General features: G+C 71.2%; 13 protein-coding genes. 4 read left to right on the top strand and 9 right to left on the bottom strand.

What is annotated here, in order from left to right:
* Positions 1–91: 91 nt before the first annotated feature.
* Complete coding sequence (locus ACFYXH_RS00470) at positions 92–610, top strand: GNAT family N-acetyltransferase (RefSeq protein ID WP_327325401.1); 519 nt, start codon at positions 92–94, stop codon at positions 608–610.
* 9 nt (positions 611–619) lie between these two features.
* On the opposite strand, the gene ACFYXH_RS00465 is transcribed toward ACFYXH_RS00470, so the two are convergent.
* From ACFYXH_RS00465 to ACFYXH_RS00440, 6 genes are all read right to left on the bottom strand, one after another.
* Positions 620–3,085: a zinc ribbon domain-containing protein gene (locus ACFYXH_RS00465; protein ID WP_389559376.1), complete on the bottom strand. Its 2,466-nt coding sequence runs from the start codon at positions 3,083–3,085 to the stop codon at positions 620–622.
* Positions 3,086–3,239: 154 nt separating this feature from the next.
* A complete protein-coding gene (locus tag ACFYXH_RS00460; RefSeq protein WP_389559374.1) occupies positions 3,240–4,151 on the bottom strand; it encodes a glutaminase in 912 nt (303 codons plus the stop codon).
* A gap of 6 nt (positions 4,152–4,157) precedes the next feature.
* The gene (locus tag ACFYXH_RS00455; RefSeq protein ID WP_389559372.1) at positions 4,158–4,877 is read right to left on the bottom strand and encodes a demethylmenaquinone methyltransferase; all 720 of its coding nucleotides are present in this window, start codon (positions 4,875–4,877) and stop codon (positions 4,158–4,160) included.
* A 122-nt stretch (positions 4,878–4,999) separates the two neighbouring features.
* Positions 5,000–5,647, bottom strand: coding sequence for a hypothetical protein (locus tag ACFYXH_RS00450; RefSeq protein WP_389559370.1), 648 nt, complete (start codon positions 5,645–5,647; stop codon positions 5,000–5,002).
* 7 nt (positions 5,648–5,654) lie between these two features.
* Entirely contained in the window at positions 5,655–6,854 is a 1,200-nt protein-coding gene (mqnC, locus tag ACFYXH_RS00445; protein WP_327325397.1) for a cyclic dehypoxanthinyl futalosine synthase, read from the bottom strand.
* A gap of 135 nt (positions 6,855–6,989) precedes the next feature.
* Positions 6,990–8,639, bottom strand: a complete 1,650-nt coding sequence (locus ACFYXH_RS00440) for a serine/threonine-protein kinase (protein ID WP_389559368.1) — start codon at positions 8,637–8,639, stop codon at positions 6,990–6,992.
* A gap of 204 nt (positions 8,640–8,843) precedes the next feature.
* Here ACFYXH_RS00440 and ACFYXH_RS00435 point away from each other — a divergent pair, with 204 nt between their 5' ends.
* Complete coding sequence (locus tag ACFYXH_RS00435; protein ID WP_389559367.1) at positions 8,844–9,896, top strand: alpha/beta hydrolase; 1,053 nt, start codon at positions 8,844–8,846, stop codon at positions 9,894–9,896.
* Between the two features lie 48 nt (positions 9,897–9,944).
* Here the strand turns inward: ACFYXH_RS00435 and ACFYXH_RS00430 are convergent, their stop codons facing one another.
* The gene (locus ACFYXH_RS00430) at positions 9,945–10,820 is read right to left on the bottom strand and encodes a menaquinone biosynthetic enzyme MqnA/MqnD family protein (protein ID WP_389559365.1); all 876 of its coding nucleotides are present in this window, start codon (positions 10,818–10,820) and stop codon (positions 9,945–9,947) included.
* Between the two features lie 298 nt (positions 10,821–11,118).
* Here ACFYXH_RS00430 and ACFYXH_RS00425 point away from each other — a divergent pair, with 298 nt between their 5' ends.
* Together ACFYXH_RS00425 and ACFYXH_RS00420 are read left to right on the top strand one after the other, a co-directional pair.
* Positions 11,119–11,322: a cold-shock protein gene (locus tag ACFYXH_RS00425; RefSeq protein WP_003967102.1), complete on the top strand. Its 204-nt coding sequence runs from the start codon at positions 11,119–11,121 to the stop codon at positions 11,320–11,322.
* A gap of 163 nt (positions 11,323–11,485) precedes the next feature.
* Positions 11,486–11,884, top strand: a complete 399-nt coding sequence (locus tag ACFYXH_RS00420) for a DUF1992 domain-containing protein (RefSeq protein ID WP_389559364.1) — start codon at positions 11,486–11,488, stop codon at positions 11,882–11,884.
* Between the two features lie 110 nt (positions 11,885–11,994).
* Here ACFYXH_RS00420 and ACFYXH_RS00415 read toward each other — a convergent pair whose 3' ends face one another.
* Positions 11,995–13,302 carry a M1 family metallopeptidase gene (locus tag ACFYXH_RS00415; protein WP_389559363.1) on the bottom strand — a complete coding sequence of 436 codons (1,308 nt, stop codon included), beginning with the start codon at positions 13,300–13,302 and terminating at the stop codon, positions 11,995–11,997.
* An 83-nt stretch (positions 13,303–13,385) separates the two neighbouring features.
* Positions 13,386–17,879: a Pls/PosA family non-ribosomal peptide synthetase gene (locus ACFYXH_RS00410; protein ID WP_389559362.1), complete on the bottom strand. Its 4,494-nt coding sequence runs from the start codon at positions 17,877–17,879 to the stop codon at positions 13,386–13,388.
* Positions 17,880–18,303: the final 424 nt, after the last annotated feature.

Here is an 18,303-nt window from a genome sequence, read left to right as displayed (position 1 = left end):
CTCCCGAAGACTCGATATTGCGTACCGAATGGCACAGGACATGTGCAGTCTATGGGGGCGTACTGATCCACAAACTGAAGGGCTCCCCCCTATGAGCAGGCCGCTCCCCGCCGTACAGCTGCGTGTGCCCACCGACGAGGACGCCCTGGCCTGGCACCGGGTCTTCAACGATCCGGAGGTGATGGAGTTCCACGGCGGGAAGGCGGCGGAGCTGTCCGTCTACGAGGAGCTGACCGCCCGGCAGCGCAGACACGACGCCGAGCACGGCTTCTGCTTCTGGACCATGCTCGACGAGGACGGCGAGGTCATCGGCTTCACCGGTGCGCAGCCCTGGCCGCACGAGACCTTCGGCCCGGTCGGCGAGATCGAGATCGGCTGGCGGCTGGCGCGGGCCGCGTGGGGCAAGGGGTATGCGACCGCCGCCGCCCGCACCACGCTGGAGCGGGTACGGGCGGCCGGGGTGGAGCGGGTGGTGGCGATGGTGAACGCGCGCAATGAGCGTTCGATCGCGGTGATCCGGCGGCTGGGGATGGAGCTGGCCGAGACGTTCACGACGCCGGTGTCCCAGCAGAAGGGATACCGGTTCCGGCTGGAGCTCCAGCAGCCCTAGCTCACTGGCTCACTGGCTCACTTTGAAGGTGTTGAGGGCGGTCGAGAAGACCACGTCCTTGGCCGGGTCCCAGAGATCGGCGCGGCCGGCGGCAAGGATCGCGTACTCCGTGCCGTCCGCCGCGACGAACGCCTGGTCGATGACATGGCGCTTCAGGCTGCCCTCGTCCGGCTCCGGGACATGGGTGAACTCCCAGAGCGCGCCCGGCCGTCCCTGATACGTGTTCTGGATCAGCTGCGTGCGCTCGTACTGGGTCTCGGGAGTCTCCAGGTGCTTCTTCTCCAGGGTGAGGAAGTTCTCGTACGAGGTCGTCGGCGTGTTCTTGATGACGCCGATCTGGACATACGAACCGCCCGTGGGGGCTTCGTAGAAGACCTGGCTGCCCGACTGCCGGCGCTTCCAGCCGTCCATCACCGCGACGGTGAACCCGGCGGGGTCCTGCTTCAGCGCAAAGCCTTCCGGGACCGTGGCACCGCCCGGCGGAGGTGTCGACGGGCTCGTGGAGGGTGTGGCGGAGGGACTGCCGGACGGGGTTGCGGAAGGGGACGCCGGGGCCTGTGGGTCCTGCTTCGGGGAAGGGGACTGCGATGCGGCCGGCTGCTTGTTCTTCGCCTCGTCGGACGCGTCGTTGTTCTTCAGCAGCAGCGCCCCGGCCGTCGCGCCACCGCCGATGACGAACGCGGCGGTGAGGGTGGCCGTCCACACGAGGACCTTGCGCTTGCGTTCGGCGGCGGCTGCCGCGGCGGCGGGATCGTGGGCGGCGGCTGCCGGTGAGGCAGCCGCGGCAGCGCTCGGTGAAGCGGAGAGCTGCACGGTGTGCGGGTCGTACGCGCCGGGGACTGGGGGCTGCGGGACGTACGGAGAGGGCGCGGGCGGGGCGGGCGCCTCAGCCACGAACGGGGTGGCCGCGGGGGCAGCGGGAGCGGCCGGGGCGCCGGGCATGTACGCCGGGCCCTGCCCGTACGCCGGCAGTGGCACCGCCGCCGCCTGTTGACCCACCATCCGCAGCACATACGGGCCCAGGAACGTCGCCGCACCCACCCACAGCAGGCCGAACAGCAACGCATCCGGAACGCTCGGGGCGAACTCCGATGTGCCCTGGCCGCCCCAGTCCGACATACCGCCCGCCATTTCGGCGGAGACCCCACTCACGCCCGTGAACAGCAGGACGAGGCCCAGCGAGAAGCCTCCGGCCAGCAGCTGTTCGCGACGGTCCGCCGAGCGGCGGGCCGCCCAGACACCGAGCGTGAGCGCGCAGACCACACCGAGAGCCACCGCCCCGGCGACCGCGCCACCACCCCACACATCGCTGATCTCCGGAAGACCGAAACTGCCGTGCTCCGTGCCGGAGCCGATCAGGCTGAACCGGCCCTGGACGTCGTACTTCACCGGTACGCCCCAGCTCAGCCCGAGCACCGCCAGGCCGATGTTCGGCAGGATCGGCAGCGCGATGAGCAGGCCCGTACCGTCCACGCCGTCCGCGTTGGCGTACGCGATGAAGCCGACCAGCGAGCAGAGGGCCACGACGGCGCCGAGCGCCCGCACCGCCGTCCCCAGGGCGCGCACCGTCGACCGGGCGGCGGGCCGCTGCGCCAGCCACGCGGCGAGGTCGTCGCGCTGGAGCACCCCGGCGGTCACCGCGAGCGAGATCGCCAGCGCGCCGAGCGCGGCAAGCAGCGGGGACGAGGAGATCTCCACGCCCTCGATCTCCGGCTGTGCGAACAGGCCGAGTACCAGCACCACGCCGGTGGCCAACACCGAGATCCGGACGGCCGCTTCCAGCCCGGCACCCCTCGTACGCAGCATCCGCGCACCCAGGAAGAGCGCGCCGATCCACAGCACGGTCACCGTCAGCGGCACCAGCGAGAGCGAGGCGCTGCCCTGTGCGATCGCGTCCATGCCCGAGTCGGAGAATCCCGAGGAGCCGGAGCCGGAGGTGCCGGGGAATCCGGAACCGTCGCCGTACATCCCGTCCGAGGAACCGCCGCCGTAGGACCCGGAGCCCGAGCCGCCGGAGCCGAACGGCGAGGAGCTGTCCGTGGCCTTCACTTCGAAGCCGCCGCCGAACGCCTGCAGCAGCATCGCGAGCGCGATCCGCAGCCGGTCGCTCCAGCCGACGACGACCTCGTCGTCCTGACCGTACGAGGGGATGGCGAGCGCCACCGCGAGCGCCAGCAGCAGTCCGGCCGGCCAGGCGGCGGCCTTCGCCGAAGCGAGCCAGTCACCGCGGAACGCCCGGCCGAGGAACGCCCCGACGGGCGACGGCTGAGCGGGCACCGGCGCGTAGGCGGGCGCGGCCGGCTGAGCGGCGGGCAGGGCCGGGGGAAGAGCCGGAAGCGCGGCGGGGGCGGCCGCCGGAGGCATCGCGGGCGGCGGCGCCGCCGAGGCTTCCGGCAGCCGCTCACGCCCGCATTTCATACAGAAGCGCGCCTCATCCGGGGATGGGTTTCCGCAATGCGGGCAGTACGACGCCATGGGGAGCACTCCGAGGTGACAGGCGGGGACGGGGAGATAAGAAAGTCGTAAACAACTGACTCATCTTCCCCGCCCGCCGGTTCCCGTCAACTCGCCGCTCGTACACGCCGATTCGGGGCACGAGCCTCGGTCTCCGGTCCTTCTCCGCGGCGCCCTAGAAGACCGAGAGCCCGGTCAGCGTCGTGAAGCGGTCCAGCGCCGCCACGCCCACCACCGAGTTGCCGCGTTCGTCGAGGCCCGGGCTCCATACGGACAGCGTGCAGCGCCCCGGCACGACCGCGACGATCCCGCCGCCCACGCCGCTCTTGCCCGGCAGTCCGACGCGGTAGGCGAACTCTCCGGCCGCGTCGTACGTGCCGCAGGTGAGCATCACGGCATTGATCTGCTTGGCCTCGCTGCGGGTCAGCAGGCGAGAGCCGTCGGCGCGCAGCCCGTGGCGGGCCAGGAAGCGGGCCGCCAGGGCCAGATCGGCGCAGCTCATCTCGATCGCGCACTGCCAGAAGTAGTGCTCGAGGAGGGTGGGGACGGGGTTGGTGATGTTGCCGTAGGAGGCCATGAAGTGGGCCAGGGCGGCGTTGCGGTCACCGAACGCGGACTCCGACTCGGCGACCTCCGCGTCGAAGGCCAGCTCCGGGTTCCCGCTCTCCTGTCGCAGGAATTCCAGGAGCTCGCTGCTCGCGTCGCCGGTCAGGGTCTGCAGGCGGTCGGTGACGACGAGCGCGCCCGCGTTGATGAAGGGATTGCGCGGGATCCCGTTCTCGTACTCCAGCTGCACCAGCGAGTTGAAGGGGTTGCCGGAGGGCTCACGGCCGACCCGCTCCCAGAGGCTGTCGCCGCCCTGGGCCAGCGCCAGCGCGAGCGTGAATACCTTGGTGATCGACTGGGCGGAGAAGGGGCGCTGCCAGTCCCCGACTCCGTACACCTTGCCGTCCACATCCGCGAGGGCCATGCCGAAGCGGTGCCGGTCGACGGAGGCGAGTGCCGGGATGTACTCGGCGGGTCTGCCGCTGCCGACCTGCTGTGTGACGTCCTGAGCGATCCGTTCCAGAACGGACTGGTAGTTCATCGAGGCTTACTGGGACTGGGACACGGACGGGGTCGCGGGCTTGGTGCCGCGGTGCAGCGCCACCACCCCACCCGTCAGATTCCGCCACGCGACCTTGGACCAGCCGGCCTGCTGCAGCCGCTTCGCCAGTCCCGCCTGGTCGGGCCAGGCGCGGATGGACTCGGCGAGATAGACGTACGCGTCGGGGTTGGACGAGACCGCCCGCGCCACCGGCGGCAGCGCCCGCATCAGATACTCGGTGTACACGGTCCGGAACGGCGCCCAGGTCGGCTGCGAGAACTCACAGATCACGACCCGCCCGCCCGGCTTGGTCACCCGGTACAGCTCGCGCAGCGCCGTGTCCGTGTCCTGCACATTGCGCAGCCCGAAGGAGATCGTCACGGCGTCGAAGACATCGTCGCGGAACGGCAGCTTCGTCGCATCGCCCGCGGTGAGCGGCAGCCAGGGGTTGCGCTTCTTGCCCTCGCGCAGCATGCCGAGGGAGAAGTCGCACGGCACGACATACGCGCCGGTGACGGTGAACGGCAGCGAAGATGTGCCGGTGCCGGCGGCCAGGTCGAGGACCTTCTGCGCCGGGCGGGCGTCCACCGCCTTCGCGACCTCCCTGCGCCACAGCCTGTCCTGGCCGAGCGAGAGCACATCGTTGGTGAGGTCGTAGTTCGCCGCCACGTCGTCGAACATCGAGGCGACTTCGTGCGGCTGCTTGTCCAGGGATGCTCGGGTCACGGCTCCATTGTGCCGGTCGGGCGGGATCAGGGTTCGAGCAGGGCGGCCAGGTCCAAGTCCTTCACCCGGTCGACGGCCCAGCCCTCTGCGGGCGGGAACATCCAGTTGTCCTCGGTGATCAGTCAGCGCGCCCGGTGGACGAGCCGCCCGTCGAGGACGGTGGCCACGCAACTCCCGGCGCCGGTGGCCTGCAGAGCGGCCTCGTCCGCCACGTCGAACACGGCGAAGTCGGCCCGGGCGCCGACGACCAGTGGGGCGTGCACGGAGCCCGCGAGGTCATGCCCCGCCACGAAGGGGTCGAGATCCGGACCCTCGGCGAGGATTCCCGGGGCGCCCACCGTGGAGACGACGGTCAGGCCGGAGCGGACGACCGCGGTACGTACGACCGGTTCGTTCAGAGTGACCGCCAGCGCCGTGGTGCCGTGCCGCAGCATCCGCTGCAGACCGCGGCGCACGCTGCCCGCCCAGCGGGCACCGTCCAGCTCCAGCGCCTCCAGCTCCGCTCCGGACAGCGGCAGTTCACCGAGCTCGTCGGCCTCCCGCGGGTCGGGGTGGTAGCAGCGCTTCAGCAGCCAGGTGCCGTGCCACTGACGCAAGCCGGGCGTCAGAACACCGGGCCAGCGCCGGACGCGGGCCCGCGGACGGTCCGCCGCCAGCTCCTCGTACGGGCCGATGGCCGCGATCCGGTTGCCGTCGACGACGACCGCACCGCCCGGCACCGGCGCCCCGCCGACCGGCAGAACCAGCGGCGCGGCATGAATAGTCAGCAAAACAGCCTCAGTTGGACGCGAGCAGCTTCAGCTCGGGATGCGCCGTACCGCCCGCGATCGCCGTCGACGAGATGTGCGAGGCGACGCGCTCGTCGACCGGGTCGTTCGCCGGGTCGTCGTGCACCACGATGTGCTCGTACGTCGTCGTCCGCTGCGCCGGGACACGGCCCGACTTACGGATCAGGTCGATGATCTCCATCCGGTTCGACCGGTGCTTCGCGCCCGCCGAGGAGACCACATTCTCCTCGAGCATGATCGAGCCCAGGTCGTCCGCGCCGTAGTGCAGCGACAGCTGGCCGACCTCCTTGCCCGTGGTCAGCCACGAGCCCTGGATGTGCGCGACATTGTCGAGGAAGAGCCGCGCGATCGCGATCATGCGCAGGTACTCGAAGAGCGTCGCCTGCGTACGGCCCTTGAGATGGTTGTTCTCCGGCTGGTACGTGTACGGGATGAAGGCCCGGAAGCCGCCCGTCCGGTCCTGCACCTCGCGGATCATCCGCAGATGCTCGATCCGCTCGGCGTTGGTCTCGCCGGTGCCCATGAGCATGGTGGACGTGGACTCGACGCCGAGACGGTGCGCGGCCTCCATGATCTCCAGCCAGCGCTCGCCGGACTCCTTGAGCGGCGCGATCGCCTTGCGCGGCCGCTCGGGCAGCAACTCGGCGCCGGCGCCCGCGAAGGAGTCGAGTCCGGCGGCGTGGATGCGCTGGATCGCCTCCTCGACGGAGACTTTGGAGATACGGGCCATGTGCTCGACCTCGGAGGCGCCGAGGGAGTGGATGACCAGCTGCGGGTACGCCTTCTTGATCGCGGCGAAGTGCTTCTCGTAGTACTCGACGCCGTAGTCCGGGTGGTGCCCGCCCTGGAACATGATCTGCGTGCCGCCGAGCTCCACGGTCTCGGCGCAGCGCCGCAGAATGTCGTCGAGGTCGCGCGTCCAGCCCTTCTCGACGTCCTTCGGCGGGGCGTAGAAGGCGCAGAACTTGCACGCCGTGACGCACACATTGGTGTAGTTGATGTTGCGCTCGATGATGTACGTCGCGATGTGCTCCGTACCGGCGTACCGCCGCCGCCGTACGGCGTCCGCCGCAGCGCCCAGCGCGTGCAGCGGCGCGGAACGGTAGAGGTCGAGCGCCTCCTCCGGGGTGATCCGGCCCCCCTCGGCAGCACGGTCCAGCACGGACTGAAGGTCGGCCTTCTCGGTCACCGGGCGTCACCTTTCGGCGGTGTTTCAGAGCATCTGCGGGCCGATCCAGCCTACGCCAGCCGTTGTCACGATCCGCGGGCGCGGTCGGGAGGCACGGCAGCCGGTCACCGCTCCGGGGCCGGCCGGCCCGCCCTGTCACTGCTCCCGGTCCAGCAGCGCGCGCGGGTCGCCCGCCCGTGGTTCCTGGGACGTGTACTGCAGGCGGGCTCCGGTGAGTCGCAGCTTCACCGTGTGCGTGCCCGGCGTGCAGTGGTTTCCCGCCTTGCCGCTGGACTTGCCGTCGGCGACCAGTTCCGTCGCGGTCGCGCTCCGCAGCACCAGGTTGTCCTCGCAGGCGAAGTTCCCCAGGACGTCGAACTGGGTGACCGTGCCGATCTTCGCGCCCGCCTTCCCGGTGCCGATCACGACCCTGAAGGTCCCGGCGCTGATCTTGCTGCCGGCGAGGTCGACGTCGAACGGCCCCTTCCAGGCGCCGATGAAGGCCTTCGGCACCTCCTTCACCGGCTCATCCGGCTCGCCCGGCTCGCCCGGCTCGGCCGACGAACCGTCCGGCGCCGACGGGCTACTGGCCGGCGGTCGGGCCGCCGTGTCGCTGGCCTTGTCGTTCTCGCCCGGGAGCAGATCGAACAGCACCGCGCCGCCCACCGTCACGCCGGCGAGCGCACCCGCCACCGCCAGGGCCACCGTGCAGCTCACCTTCCGGCCCCGGCGTGCGCCAGGAGCAACGGACTCCGTCGGTACGGAATCGGCCGTCACCGACAGGGACAGCCGCCCGTTGGAGGCGCCCTCCGTCTTCGGCGGCGCGTCCTGGGGCGGCTCCACCGGTGGGCCGAAGACCCCGACCGCCGGGCTGCTGAACGCCACCGGCCCCGACACCACCGGGTCCGCCGAAGGCTCCAGGTTCAGCAGCGTCACCGCCGCCCTGCTGACCTGCTCCACCAGCGGTCCGGGCAGCCACCCGGCCCCGACCGGTCCGGCCGCCCCACCGGGCGCGATCCTGCTCGCGATCTCGGCCGGCGCGGGCCGCGCCGTCGGCTCCTTGGCGAGGCAGTCGGCGACCAGCTCCCGCAAGTCGCCCTCGAGTGAACCCAGTTCGGGCTCCTCGTGCACCACCTTGTAGAGCAGAGCGGCCGAGGAGTCGCCCGGGAAGGGTGCCTCGCCCGTCGCCGCGTACGCCAGGACCGCGCCCAGGGAGAACACATCGGCCGCTGCCGTGACGCCCTTGCCGAGGATCTGCTCCGGCGACATATAGCCGGGCGAGCCGACCGAGACCCCGGTGGAGGTGAGCGAGGCGGTGCCGTCGGTGGCCCGGGCGATCCCGAAGTCGATCAGCCGCGGACCGTCCAGCGTGAGCAGCACATTGGACGGCTTCACATCCCGGTGCACCAGCTCCAGCGCATGGACGGCCGCCAGCGCCTGCGCGAGTCCGGCGCCCAGCACCCGTACCGAACGGGCGGGCAGCGGACCGTGCGAGGTCACCGCCTGGGACAGGGCCGGACCGGCCACATAGCCGGTGGCGACCCACGGCACGGACGCCTCCGGGTCGGCGTCCAGCACCGGCGCCGTCCACTCCCCGCCGACCCGCCGCGCCGCCTCCACCTCACGCCTGAACCGCGCCCGGAACTCCTCGTCGAGCGCGAAATGCGGATGGACGACCTTCACCGCGACCGTGCGGCCACCGGCGCTGCGACCCAGATAGACGCGGCCCATTCCGCCCGCTCCGAGCCTGCCGAGCAGCCGGTACGCACCGATGTTCTGCGGATCGCCCGGGTCCAGCGGCTGCATCTGCACTCCCCCGATTACCTCGCGTTTTCGCCTTGTATTGCGCGTGCTGCGCTTCAGCCTAGGGCCCGCCGTGTGCCGCATCACGAGGATTCCCGCCGCCGCGGAGCCAACCGAACAGAGCCAACCGCCGTCTCCCTGGGCGTAATTCACACGTGTTGTCCGAAACCGTCCGTGCCGACGGTGCCAGAACCCTCGGAGCCTTCCATGAAACGCCTGTCCAAGGCCCTCATAGCCGCCGTCGCCATCGGCTCTGTCGCGCTCGTCGCCGGCTGCTCGGACGAGGGCGATCCGGTCTCCTTCGACGGCCCCAGCGCCAAGGCCCCCGCCGCCGGTCAGTCGGGCGGCGGCGCACAGGACAGCAACGGCGGCACAGCGGCGAACGAAGCCTCCGCGAAGACCCTGATGCCGACCGGCCCGAAGGCCTCGTTCACCACGCAGAACACCCTGGACGACGGCACGAAGATCGGCGTCACCACCCTGGAAGGCGCCAAGTCCGGTTTCACGGGCAAGGTATGGGTGTGGGCGCCGAAGCAGTACTTCGACCCTCAGTACGCGAACAGCGGTTTCCCCGTACTGATAGCCCTGCCCGGCGGCAACGGCTATCCGAAGAACTACTGGATGGGCACCGACCTCAAGCTGCAGAGCAGCATCAGCAAGTGGTCGAAGGAAGGCAAGAGCCTCCCGTTCATCGTGGTGATGCCGGTACTCAATCCGGACGCCAAGTACTACTACGACGGCAGCGACATTCCGGGGCAGCCGAAAATGGGTACCTGGATGAGCGAGGACGTCCCCGACTTCGTGAAGGCCAATTTCCGTACCTTCAAGTCCCGCGACGGCTGGGCCTTCATGGGATCGTCGTCCGGCGCGTTCGTCGGCCTGAAGTCCGTACTGCAGCACCCGGACAAGTTCAAGGCCGTGATCGCTTCCGGCCCGGACACCGTGCCCGACTCCCCGCTCTGGGGCAGCCACACGAAGGAGAAGGCGGCCAACAACCCGGAAAAGCTCGCGAAGGCCCTTTCCACCTCGCCCGCAGGCAAGGACAAGGACGTCTGTCTCGCGTTCCAGATAGGCACCAAGGAGCGCGGGATGAACAACCTCAAGCACTTCATCCGGAACTACGGCAAGGGCCCGGTGAAGACCCGCCTGCAGATCATCCAGGGCGGCGAGCACAACGCCAAGACCTATGTGAAGGGCATGGAGGACGGGACGATCCAGTGGATCAGCGAGCACATGCAGGCGCCCATCCCCACCCCGTAGACCGCCCGGCCCAGTTCCACCCCGTGGACGGTCCCACCCCGCAGACCGTCAGCCGCCGAGCAGCTCGACCGTCACATCCGCCGCGAACCCGGTCGTCGGTCCGGTCCTGCGCGCGAATTCCCGTACGCCGGCGAGCTGCTCGGCCCCGAAGCGGAAGTCCAGCGTCGTGAAGTAGCGCTCCAGCAGCTCCGCGTCGAAGATCTCCCAGCGCGCCGCCTGCTCCGCGACCTTGGTGACCTCCTCCAGGGACAGGTCCCGCGAGGCGAGGAAGGCCTCGTGCACCTTCTGTACGACGAAGGGCTCGCGCGCCAGATAGTCCTTGCGCGCCGCCCACACCGCGAACACGAAGGGCAGTCCCGTCCACTCCTTCCACATCAGCCCCAGGTCGTGGACCTGGAGGCCGAGCTTCGGGGCGTCGTGCAGCGAAGCGCGCAGCGCGGCGTCCCCGATCAGCACGGCCGCCTCCGCCTCCTGCATCATCAGACCGAGGTCGGGCGGACACGAGTAGTAGTCGGGCGTCACCTTGTACTGCTCGGCGAGCAGCAGCTGCGCCAGCCGTACCGACGTGCGCGAGGTGGAACCGAGCGCCACCCGCGCCCCGTCCAGCTGTTCCAGCGGCACCTGGGACACGATCACGCAGGACATGACAGGCCCGTCGCAGCCGACCGCGAGATCGGGGAAGGCGACCAGCTGATCGGCGTTGCGCAGGAATTCCACGAGGGTGATCGGCGCGATGTCGAGTTCGCCTCGCACCAGCTTCTCGCTGAGCTTCTCCGGGGTGTCCTTCGTCAGCTCGAAATCGAGGAGAGTTCCGGTCCGCGCCAGCCCCCAGTAGAGGGGCAGACAGTTCAGGAACTGGATGTGGCCGACACGTGGCCGGCTGCGACGGTGGTCGGTTGCTGTGCTTTCTCCAAGACTGTCCACATCGCGAGGCTAGACCCGCGGCCCGCCGTTGACCGCGCCGGGGCCGGGCCGACGCCGTACGACTTCTCGCCCCCGTCCGAGCTGCACCGTCAGCCGATTTGGGTCTCATCAAACTCACGGGTGACGTGATCTTTCCCTCTACCGCTGCGCACACGCTGCGTGCTAGGCTCGACGCAAGTTGCAGTTTGGTTTCCCTTGCAGTACAGAGCCTGCGGAGCATGTAACCCGCAGGCTTTTGTAGTTTTCAGACTTCTTGCAGGTTCTGGAGCAGGGCAACCCTTTGGCCCAAGGAGGGCTTATGGCTACCGGAACCGTCAAGTGGTTCAACGCTGAAAAGGGCTTCGGCTTCATCGCCCAGGACGGCGGCGGCCCGGATGTCTTCGTCCACTACTCCGCGATCAACGCGTCTGGTTTCCGCTCTCTCGAGGAGAACCAGGTCGTGAACTTCGACGTCACCCAGGGCCCGAAGGGCCCGCAGGCGGAGAACGTCACCCCGGCCTAGTCAGCCAGGGTCGGCGATCGCGCACGACTCAGCAGTACCAAGGAGCCCCGTTCCGTATGGATCGGGGCTCCTGCCTTTGTACCCGGGGTATACCGGGGGCGGCTTTTCCGGTCACCGCACGCTCCGCTCCTACGATGGAAGGACGAGACGTGAGGAGCCGACCGTGACCGAGCGCAAACCCCCCGGCGTCAGCTTCGAGTCGTGGGTGGACAGGCAGATCCGGGAGGCGACCGACCGCGGCGACTTCTCGTCCCTGGCCGGCTTCGGGAAGCCGCTGCCGGACGACACCGCCCCGTACGACGAACTGTGGTGGGTCAAGGGCAAGTTGCACCGCGAGGGCGTCTCCGTCCTACCTCCGACGCTCGCCCTGCGCAAGGAGGCCGAGGATGCGCGGGAGGCGGTCGACAGCGCCGCGACGGAGGCCCAGGTACGGCGCATCCTCACCGAGGTCAACGAGAAGATCGAGGCGGCGATCCGCCGCCCGCCGCCGGGCCCGCCGCTGGGGCTCACGCCCTTCGACGTCGAGGCTGTCGTACGCGACTGGCGCGCGGCCCGTCCGTAACCGGGGCTCCGCCGCAGACCCCGCGCCTCAATCGCCGGCGAGGCTGATGTGTCCCGCCGGCGTACGGGGCCCGGGGGCCCGCCGCAGAGCGACCCGGACCGCCCAACGCCTCAGCGCCGCGGCTGCGGCAGGGCCGGGAGCTTCTCGTCGTACAGCCACATCCTGAAGAGCCCGTCGAGCGGATGCGCCGAGTGCCGCTGCGCGAGGGCGATGAACTCCTCGGTGGTCACGGTGCCGTGCCGGTGGGTCGCGGTCCACTCGCGCAGCACCGCCACGAAGGCCGCGTGCCCGATCACCGTACGCAGCGCGTGCAGCGTGAGGCCGCCGCGCTCGTAGACCTGGTCGTCGAACAGCCGCCGCAGGCCCGGATCGCCGATCTTGATGTCCTGCCGCATCAGGGCGAGTCGGGCCCGGGACTTGGCCGCGAGAGCCGCCGCCGACGGCCCGCCCGACACCTCGGACCACAGCCACTCCGCGTACTTCGCGAAGCCCTCGTTGAGCCAGATGTCCCGCCAGTCGGCGACGGTCAGACTGTTGCCGAACCACTGGTGGGCCAGCTCGTGCGCGACCAGACGCTCGCTGCCGCGCCGCCCGTCCACATGGTTGGCGCCGAAGATCGACAGGCCCTGCGCCTCGACGGGCACGTCCAGTTCCTCGTCCACCACCACGACCGCGTAGTCGTCGAAGGGGTAGGGGCCGAAGAGGTCCGTGAAGGCCGTCATCATCTGCGGCTGCCGGGCGAAGTCGTACTCGAAGCGCTCGAGCAGCCCGCGGGGCACGGCGGCCGGCTGCGGCACCCGCCCGGCATGCGCCACGTCGACCAGTTCGTACGGGCCGATCTGGACGGTCGCGAGATAGCTGGCCATCGGCGCCGACTGCTCGTACACCCAGGTGGTGGTGGAGGCACTGATCGTCCGGGAGACGAGGGAGCCGTTGGCGACCACGGTGTACGGCGACGGAGTGGTCACCGCGATCCGGTAGACGGCCTTGTCGTCCGGGCGGTCGTTGCACGGGAACCAGGACCGGGCACCGCTCGGCTGGGAGGCCACCAGCGCCCCCTCCTCCAGCTGCTCCCAGCCGAGGTCGCCCCAGTCGCGCGTGCGGACGGGGCGGGGGACGCCGGTGTAGCGCACCTCGACGGTGAAGGGCACCCCGGCGCGCAGCGGCCTGGCGGGCCGTACGCGCAGCTTGTCGGCGCGGTGCGTGTACCGGGCCGGGCGGGCGCCGCCCACCATGACGCGGTTGATCCGGAACGGGCCCAGATCCAGGACGACTTCGGACAGTGCGCGCTGGGCGACGGCGGTGATCCTGGCCCGGCCGGAGAGCCGGCCTGCGTGCGGGCGGTAGTCCAGCTCCAGGTCGTACTCCGTCGTCCGGTAGCCGCTGTCGCCGTGCTGCGGCAGGTACGAATCCGTCACCCTTGTGCGTCCTCTGCGTCTTGCTCGTCTTGCCGGTCTCGCCCGTCTTGCCTGTCTTGCCTGTCTTGCGCGTGTTCTAGGTGCTACGGCTTCCACGCCGCGATCGGATTACCCAGCCAGCGGGTGCCCGCGGGCACTCGCTCCCCACGCATCACGAGCGACGCCGGACCGACCGCGGCCCGGGCGCCGATGACCGCGCCGGGCAGCGCGATTCCGTGCGGACCGAGCGTCGCGCCCGTTCCGAGAACGACATTGTCCATGCGCATGATCCGGTCGTGGAAGAGGTGCGTCTGCACAACACACCCGCGATTGACGCTCGCACCGACGCCGACGGTGACCAGGTCGGCCTCCGGCAGCCAGTACGTCTCGCACCAGGCTCCGCGGCCGATGCGGGCGCCGAGCCCGCGCAGCCACAGGTTCATCAGCGGTGTGCCGGCGGTCGCGCCGACCAGCCACGGCACGGCGAGCACCTCCACAAAGGTGTCCGCGAGCTCGTTGCGCCATACGAAGGACGACCACAAGGGGTGCTCCACCGCCCGGAAGCGGCCGACGAGCAGCCACTTCGCCGCGATCGCGACGACACAGGCCACCACTCCGCCGGCCAGCAGCACCGCGCCGCCGCTCAGCACCGCGAGCGCGAGGCCGAGGCGGTCGGCCAGCAGCTCGAAGGCGGCGAGCGCGAGTACGGCGAGCGCCACGCTGCACATGACCGGCACGATCCGGCAGATCTCGACGGTCGCGCGTGCCCACTTCAGCCGCTTCGGCGGGGCGAAAGTACGACTCTGATCGCCCCCCTCGGCCGCCCGCGGCAGCTTCATCGGCGGCATTCCGAGCCAGGAGCTGCCCGCCTTCGCCCGCTTCGGGGTCGACGACAGCACGCCGACCAGGCCGCGCTTGGGCACGGAGCGGCCCGCGGCCGTCATACCGGAGTTGCCGAGGAAGGCCCGCTTCCCCACCCGCGCCTCGGCGATCCGCAGCCAGCCGCCGCCGAGTTCGTACGAGGCGACCATCGTGTCGTCGGCGAGGAACGCGCCGTCGCCGACCGTCGTCATCGCGGGCAGCGCCAGCACGGTCGACGCCTCGACGCCGCGGCCCACCTTCATGCCCAGCGCCCGCAGCCACACGGGCGTGAACAGGCTCGCGTACAGCGGGAAGAGGTGCACCCGGGCCATGTCCATCAGTCGCTCGGTCGCCCACGCCTGCCAGGCGATCCGGCCGTGGACGGGGTGGTAGCCCTCGCGCAGCCCGATGCTGAGCAGGCGCACACCGGCGAGAACGATCAGCGCGTACGTGATCATGGAGGCGACCGTCGCGAGCGGTACGGCGGTCAGCGCGGCCGTCAGCGCCTGGCCGAGGCCGGTCCGGCCGTGCACAAACAGGCCGACCACCAGCAGGCCGGGCAGCGCCGCGAGCGCGGGCAGCAGGCCGAGGACCAGCGAGGTGAGCGTGTAGACCGCCGTCCAGCGGCGCTTGCGCAGCGGGCGGCCGTCGGGCAGACGGCGGTTGGCCTTGCCCTTGCGGGCCGCCGGCACGCCGGCCCAGCGCTCGCCGGCCGGAACCGCGCCCGTCACACCCGACCCGGGGGCGATCTCGGCCCGCTTGCCGATCCGCGCGCCGGGGAAGAGCGTGCTGCGGGCGCCGACGGTGGCTCCGGCACCGATACGGACGGCGCCGATGTGCAGCCGGTCGCCGTCGAGCCAGTGCCCGGACAGATCCACCTCGGGCTCGACCGCGCAGCCCTTGCCGAGCCGCAGCATGCCGGTCACCGGCGGCAGGGCGTGCAGATCGACGCCCTCGCCGATACGGACGCCCAGCGCCCGTGCGTAGTACGTGAGCCACGCCCCGGCAAGGCTGGTCGCGCCGCTCAGTTCGGCAAGGCGTTCCGCCGTCCACAACCGCAGGTGCGCGCTGCCGCCTCTCCGATACGTGCCGGGGCGCAGCCCGCGCAGCAGCAGCCGCGCACCGCCCGCCGCGATCACGATCCGTCCGGGCGGGCTGACGAGCAGCAGCCAGCCGAGCGCCACCCACCACCACGACACCGTCGGCGCCCACGGCAGCCCGATGACATTGCTGACCGCGGCCGCGACCACGCCCCAGCGCAGCCCGGCGACGCCGAGCAGCGGCAGCATCAGCACCACCTGCGCGACACCGGTCAGGCGCGGCACCGGCCGCACGTCCCGCTCCGGCGCCGCGCCCGCGGAGGGCGCCTCCAGCGTCCGGGCGAGCGCGCCGAGCGTCGGGTTCTGGTAGATGTCGCCGACCGATCCGGCGGCGTACCGCTCCCGGATCCGGGACACCAGCTGCGCGGCGGCCAGACTGCCGCCGCCGCTCGCGAAGAAGTCCACGTCGGGGCTGTTCACCGGCGCCCCGAGAAGATCGGTCCACTGCTCGGCCAGCCAGGCCTCGGTGGCCGTGAGCTCGGCCTGACCGGTGGCCGGAATGTCCAGAGCGGGCAGCGGCCACGGCAGCGCGGCCCGGTCCACCTTGCCCGAGGTACGGGTCGGGAGGGTGTCCACGACGGCGAGCAGCGGCACGAGAGCGGCGGGCAGCTCCTTGCGCAGCCGCGCGAGGGCGTCGGCCTGGTCGAAGGAATCCGCGTCGAGGGGCAGCGCGTCGGCGACGACGTCGGGTGCGTCGGCGGGGCGGGTGCCGCCTGCGGCGGCGGAGGCCGCGCCGGCATCGGCGTCGGTGCCCGCCTCGGACACAGGGCCGCGGGCACCAGGGTCCGCCAACGGGCCGACGGCCGCATCGCCGACGAGACTACGAGCCGCAAGGCCCGCGCCATCCGGCACACCGACGCCGGAGTCAGCGTCCGTGCCCGCCTCGGACACAGGGCCGCGGGCACCAGGGTCCGCCGACGGGCCGACGGCCGCATCGCCGACGAGACTACGAGCCGCAAGGCCCGCGCCATCCGGCACACCGACGCCGGACACGGCGTCCCTGCCCACCTCGGACACAAGGCCGGACCGGCTGCTGGGCGCAGCGCCGACGCTCGCGTCGCTGGAGGCGTGTGCGCTGTCAGCGCGGTCTGCAGCGGCACCGATGCCGGGGGCGCCGGGCACGTCGGCGTCGGCCACCGGGGCGGAGGCCGGGCCGTCGACGAGGCCAGGGGCCGCAGAGCCCGCGCCGTCCGCGGTGTCCGCGATCGCCAGGTCGCCGGCGGCCGGCTCGCTCGGCACCACATAGCCGACCAGCAGCTGATGCCCGCCGGCCGTCGTACGTACCGCAGCCGCGGCCCCCGCGACGCCCGGCAGCGCCTGCAGCGCCGCGTCGATCTCGCCGAGTTCGATACGGCGGCCGCCGAGCTTGATCTGCTCGTCCGCCCGGCCCACGAAGAGCAGGCCGTCCTCCTCCGCCCGGACCAGGTCGCCGCTGCGGTAGGCGCGCGCCCAGCCGAGCGCGGGCAGTGGCGCGTACTTCTCTGCGTCCTTGTCGGCGTCCAGGTAGCGGGCGAGGCCGACGCCGCCGATGACGAGCTCACCGGTCCCGCCCATGGGGACGAGGTCACCGGCGCCGTCCACGACGGCGAGCTCCCAACCGTCCAGCGGCAGCCCGATCCGTACCGGCCCTTCGCCGGTGAGCGGTGCCGCGCAGGCGACGACCGTGGCCTCGGTCGGGCCGTACGTATTCCAGACCTCACGGTCCGTGACGGCCATCCGCTCGGCAAGCTCGGGCGGGCAGGCCTCACCGCCGAAGATCAGCAGTCGTACGTCGTCGAGCGCCGCGGCGGGCCAGAGGGCCGCGAGCGTGGGGACCGTCGACACGACAGTGATGCGCTGCTCGACCAGCCAGGGGCCAAGGTCGAGGCCGGTGCGTACGAGGGAGCGGGGTGCGGGGACGAGGCAGGCGCCGTGACGCCAGGCGAGCCACATCTCCTCGCAGGAGGCGTCGAAGGCGACGGAGAGCCCGGCGAGGACCCGGTCGTCCGGGCCGAGAGGCTCTTTCGCCAGGAAGATCCGGGCCTCGGCGTCGACGAAGGCGGCAGCGCTGCGGTGGCTGACGGCGACGCCCTTGGGCTTGCCGGTGGAGCCCGAGGTGAAGATGATCCACGCGTCGTCGTCCGGGCCCGGCCGACTGCCGACGGCATCACCAGGGGCACCCTCCGGCCCCGGGCCGGCACCCGCCGCACCCGCCGCGGTGCCGCACGGCTCGATGGCCCGGCCCGCGCCTATCACGGCGCTCACCGCCGCCTCGGTGAAGACCAGCTCCGCCCGCTCGTCGGGGTCCTCGGCGTCGACCGGGACATACGCGGCGCCCGCCGCCAGCACCGCGAGGATCGAGACATACAGGTCGGCGGTTCCTGACGGCACGCGTACGCCGACCCGGTCGCCGATGCCTATCCCGGCGGCGGCGAGGCGCAGTCGCAGCGACTCGACCTCGTCGAGCAGCGCGCGGTACGTGAGCGGTGCGTCACCGTCGTCGACGGCTGGTGCGTCCGGGTGACGGCGTGCGGTCTCGTCGAGGATGTCGAGCAGAGTGCGCTCGGAGGCGGCACCTCCCGCGGTGAAGAGCGCGGGCGCCGGTGCCTCGTCGAGCAGCGGATCGAGGAGTGCCGGGGACTCCGGGGCCATAGTCATACAGCGCACCGATCGTCGGCCGACAGGTCGCTCCATGCGGGTTGGCTCCGGTGGATGCCAGGCTGGCTCGTACGCATCTCTCACTCTCCGTCGGTCGTGTGGAGTGCGCGCCGAATCCCCATCCCGCGCACGGCAAACGAGGAGTTTATCCAGCGTTGACCCAACTCGCCTGTTGTACGCGGCTCAGCCCACCGGACCGCATCAGCCCGCGCGGCTCCTGGTCGAATCGCATCGATCCTGCTCAGGACCGTCACCGGAGCCGTCCTCACTACCACCGTACGACCCGGCCCCGAAGGCCCGATTGTGGCGAACCGCACTCGTCGGCCGCCCCGTTCGTCCGCACTCTGGGCAACCGGGCCCTCTCAGAAGGTCACCGGGCCGGCCCCGCGTACAGCGCCTCGATCTCCGCCGCGAAGTCCCGTAC

It is taken from the genome of Streptomyces sp. NPDC002730, assembly GCF_042888805.1.
Lineage (GTDB): Bacteria > Actinomycetota > Actinomycetes > Streptomycetales > Streptomycetaceae > Streptomyces.
Note: the sequence above shows the minus strand (reverse complement) of the source record. Positions and strands in the feature narration are given on the sequence as shown.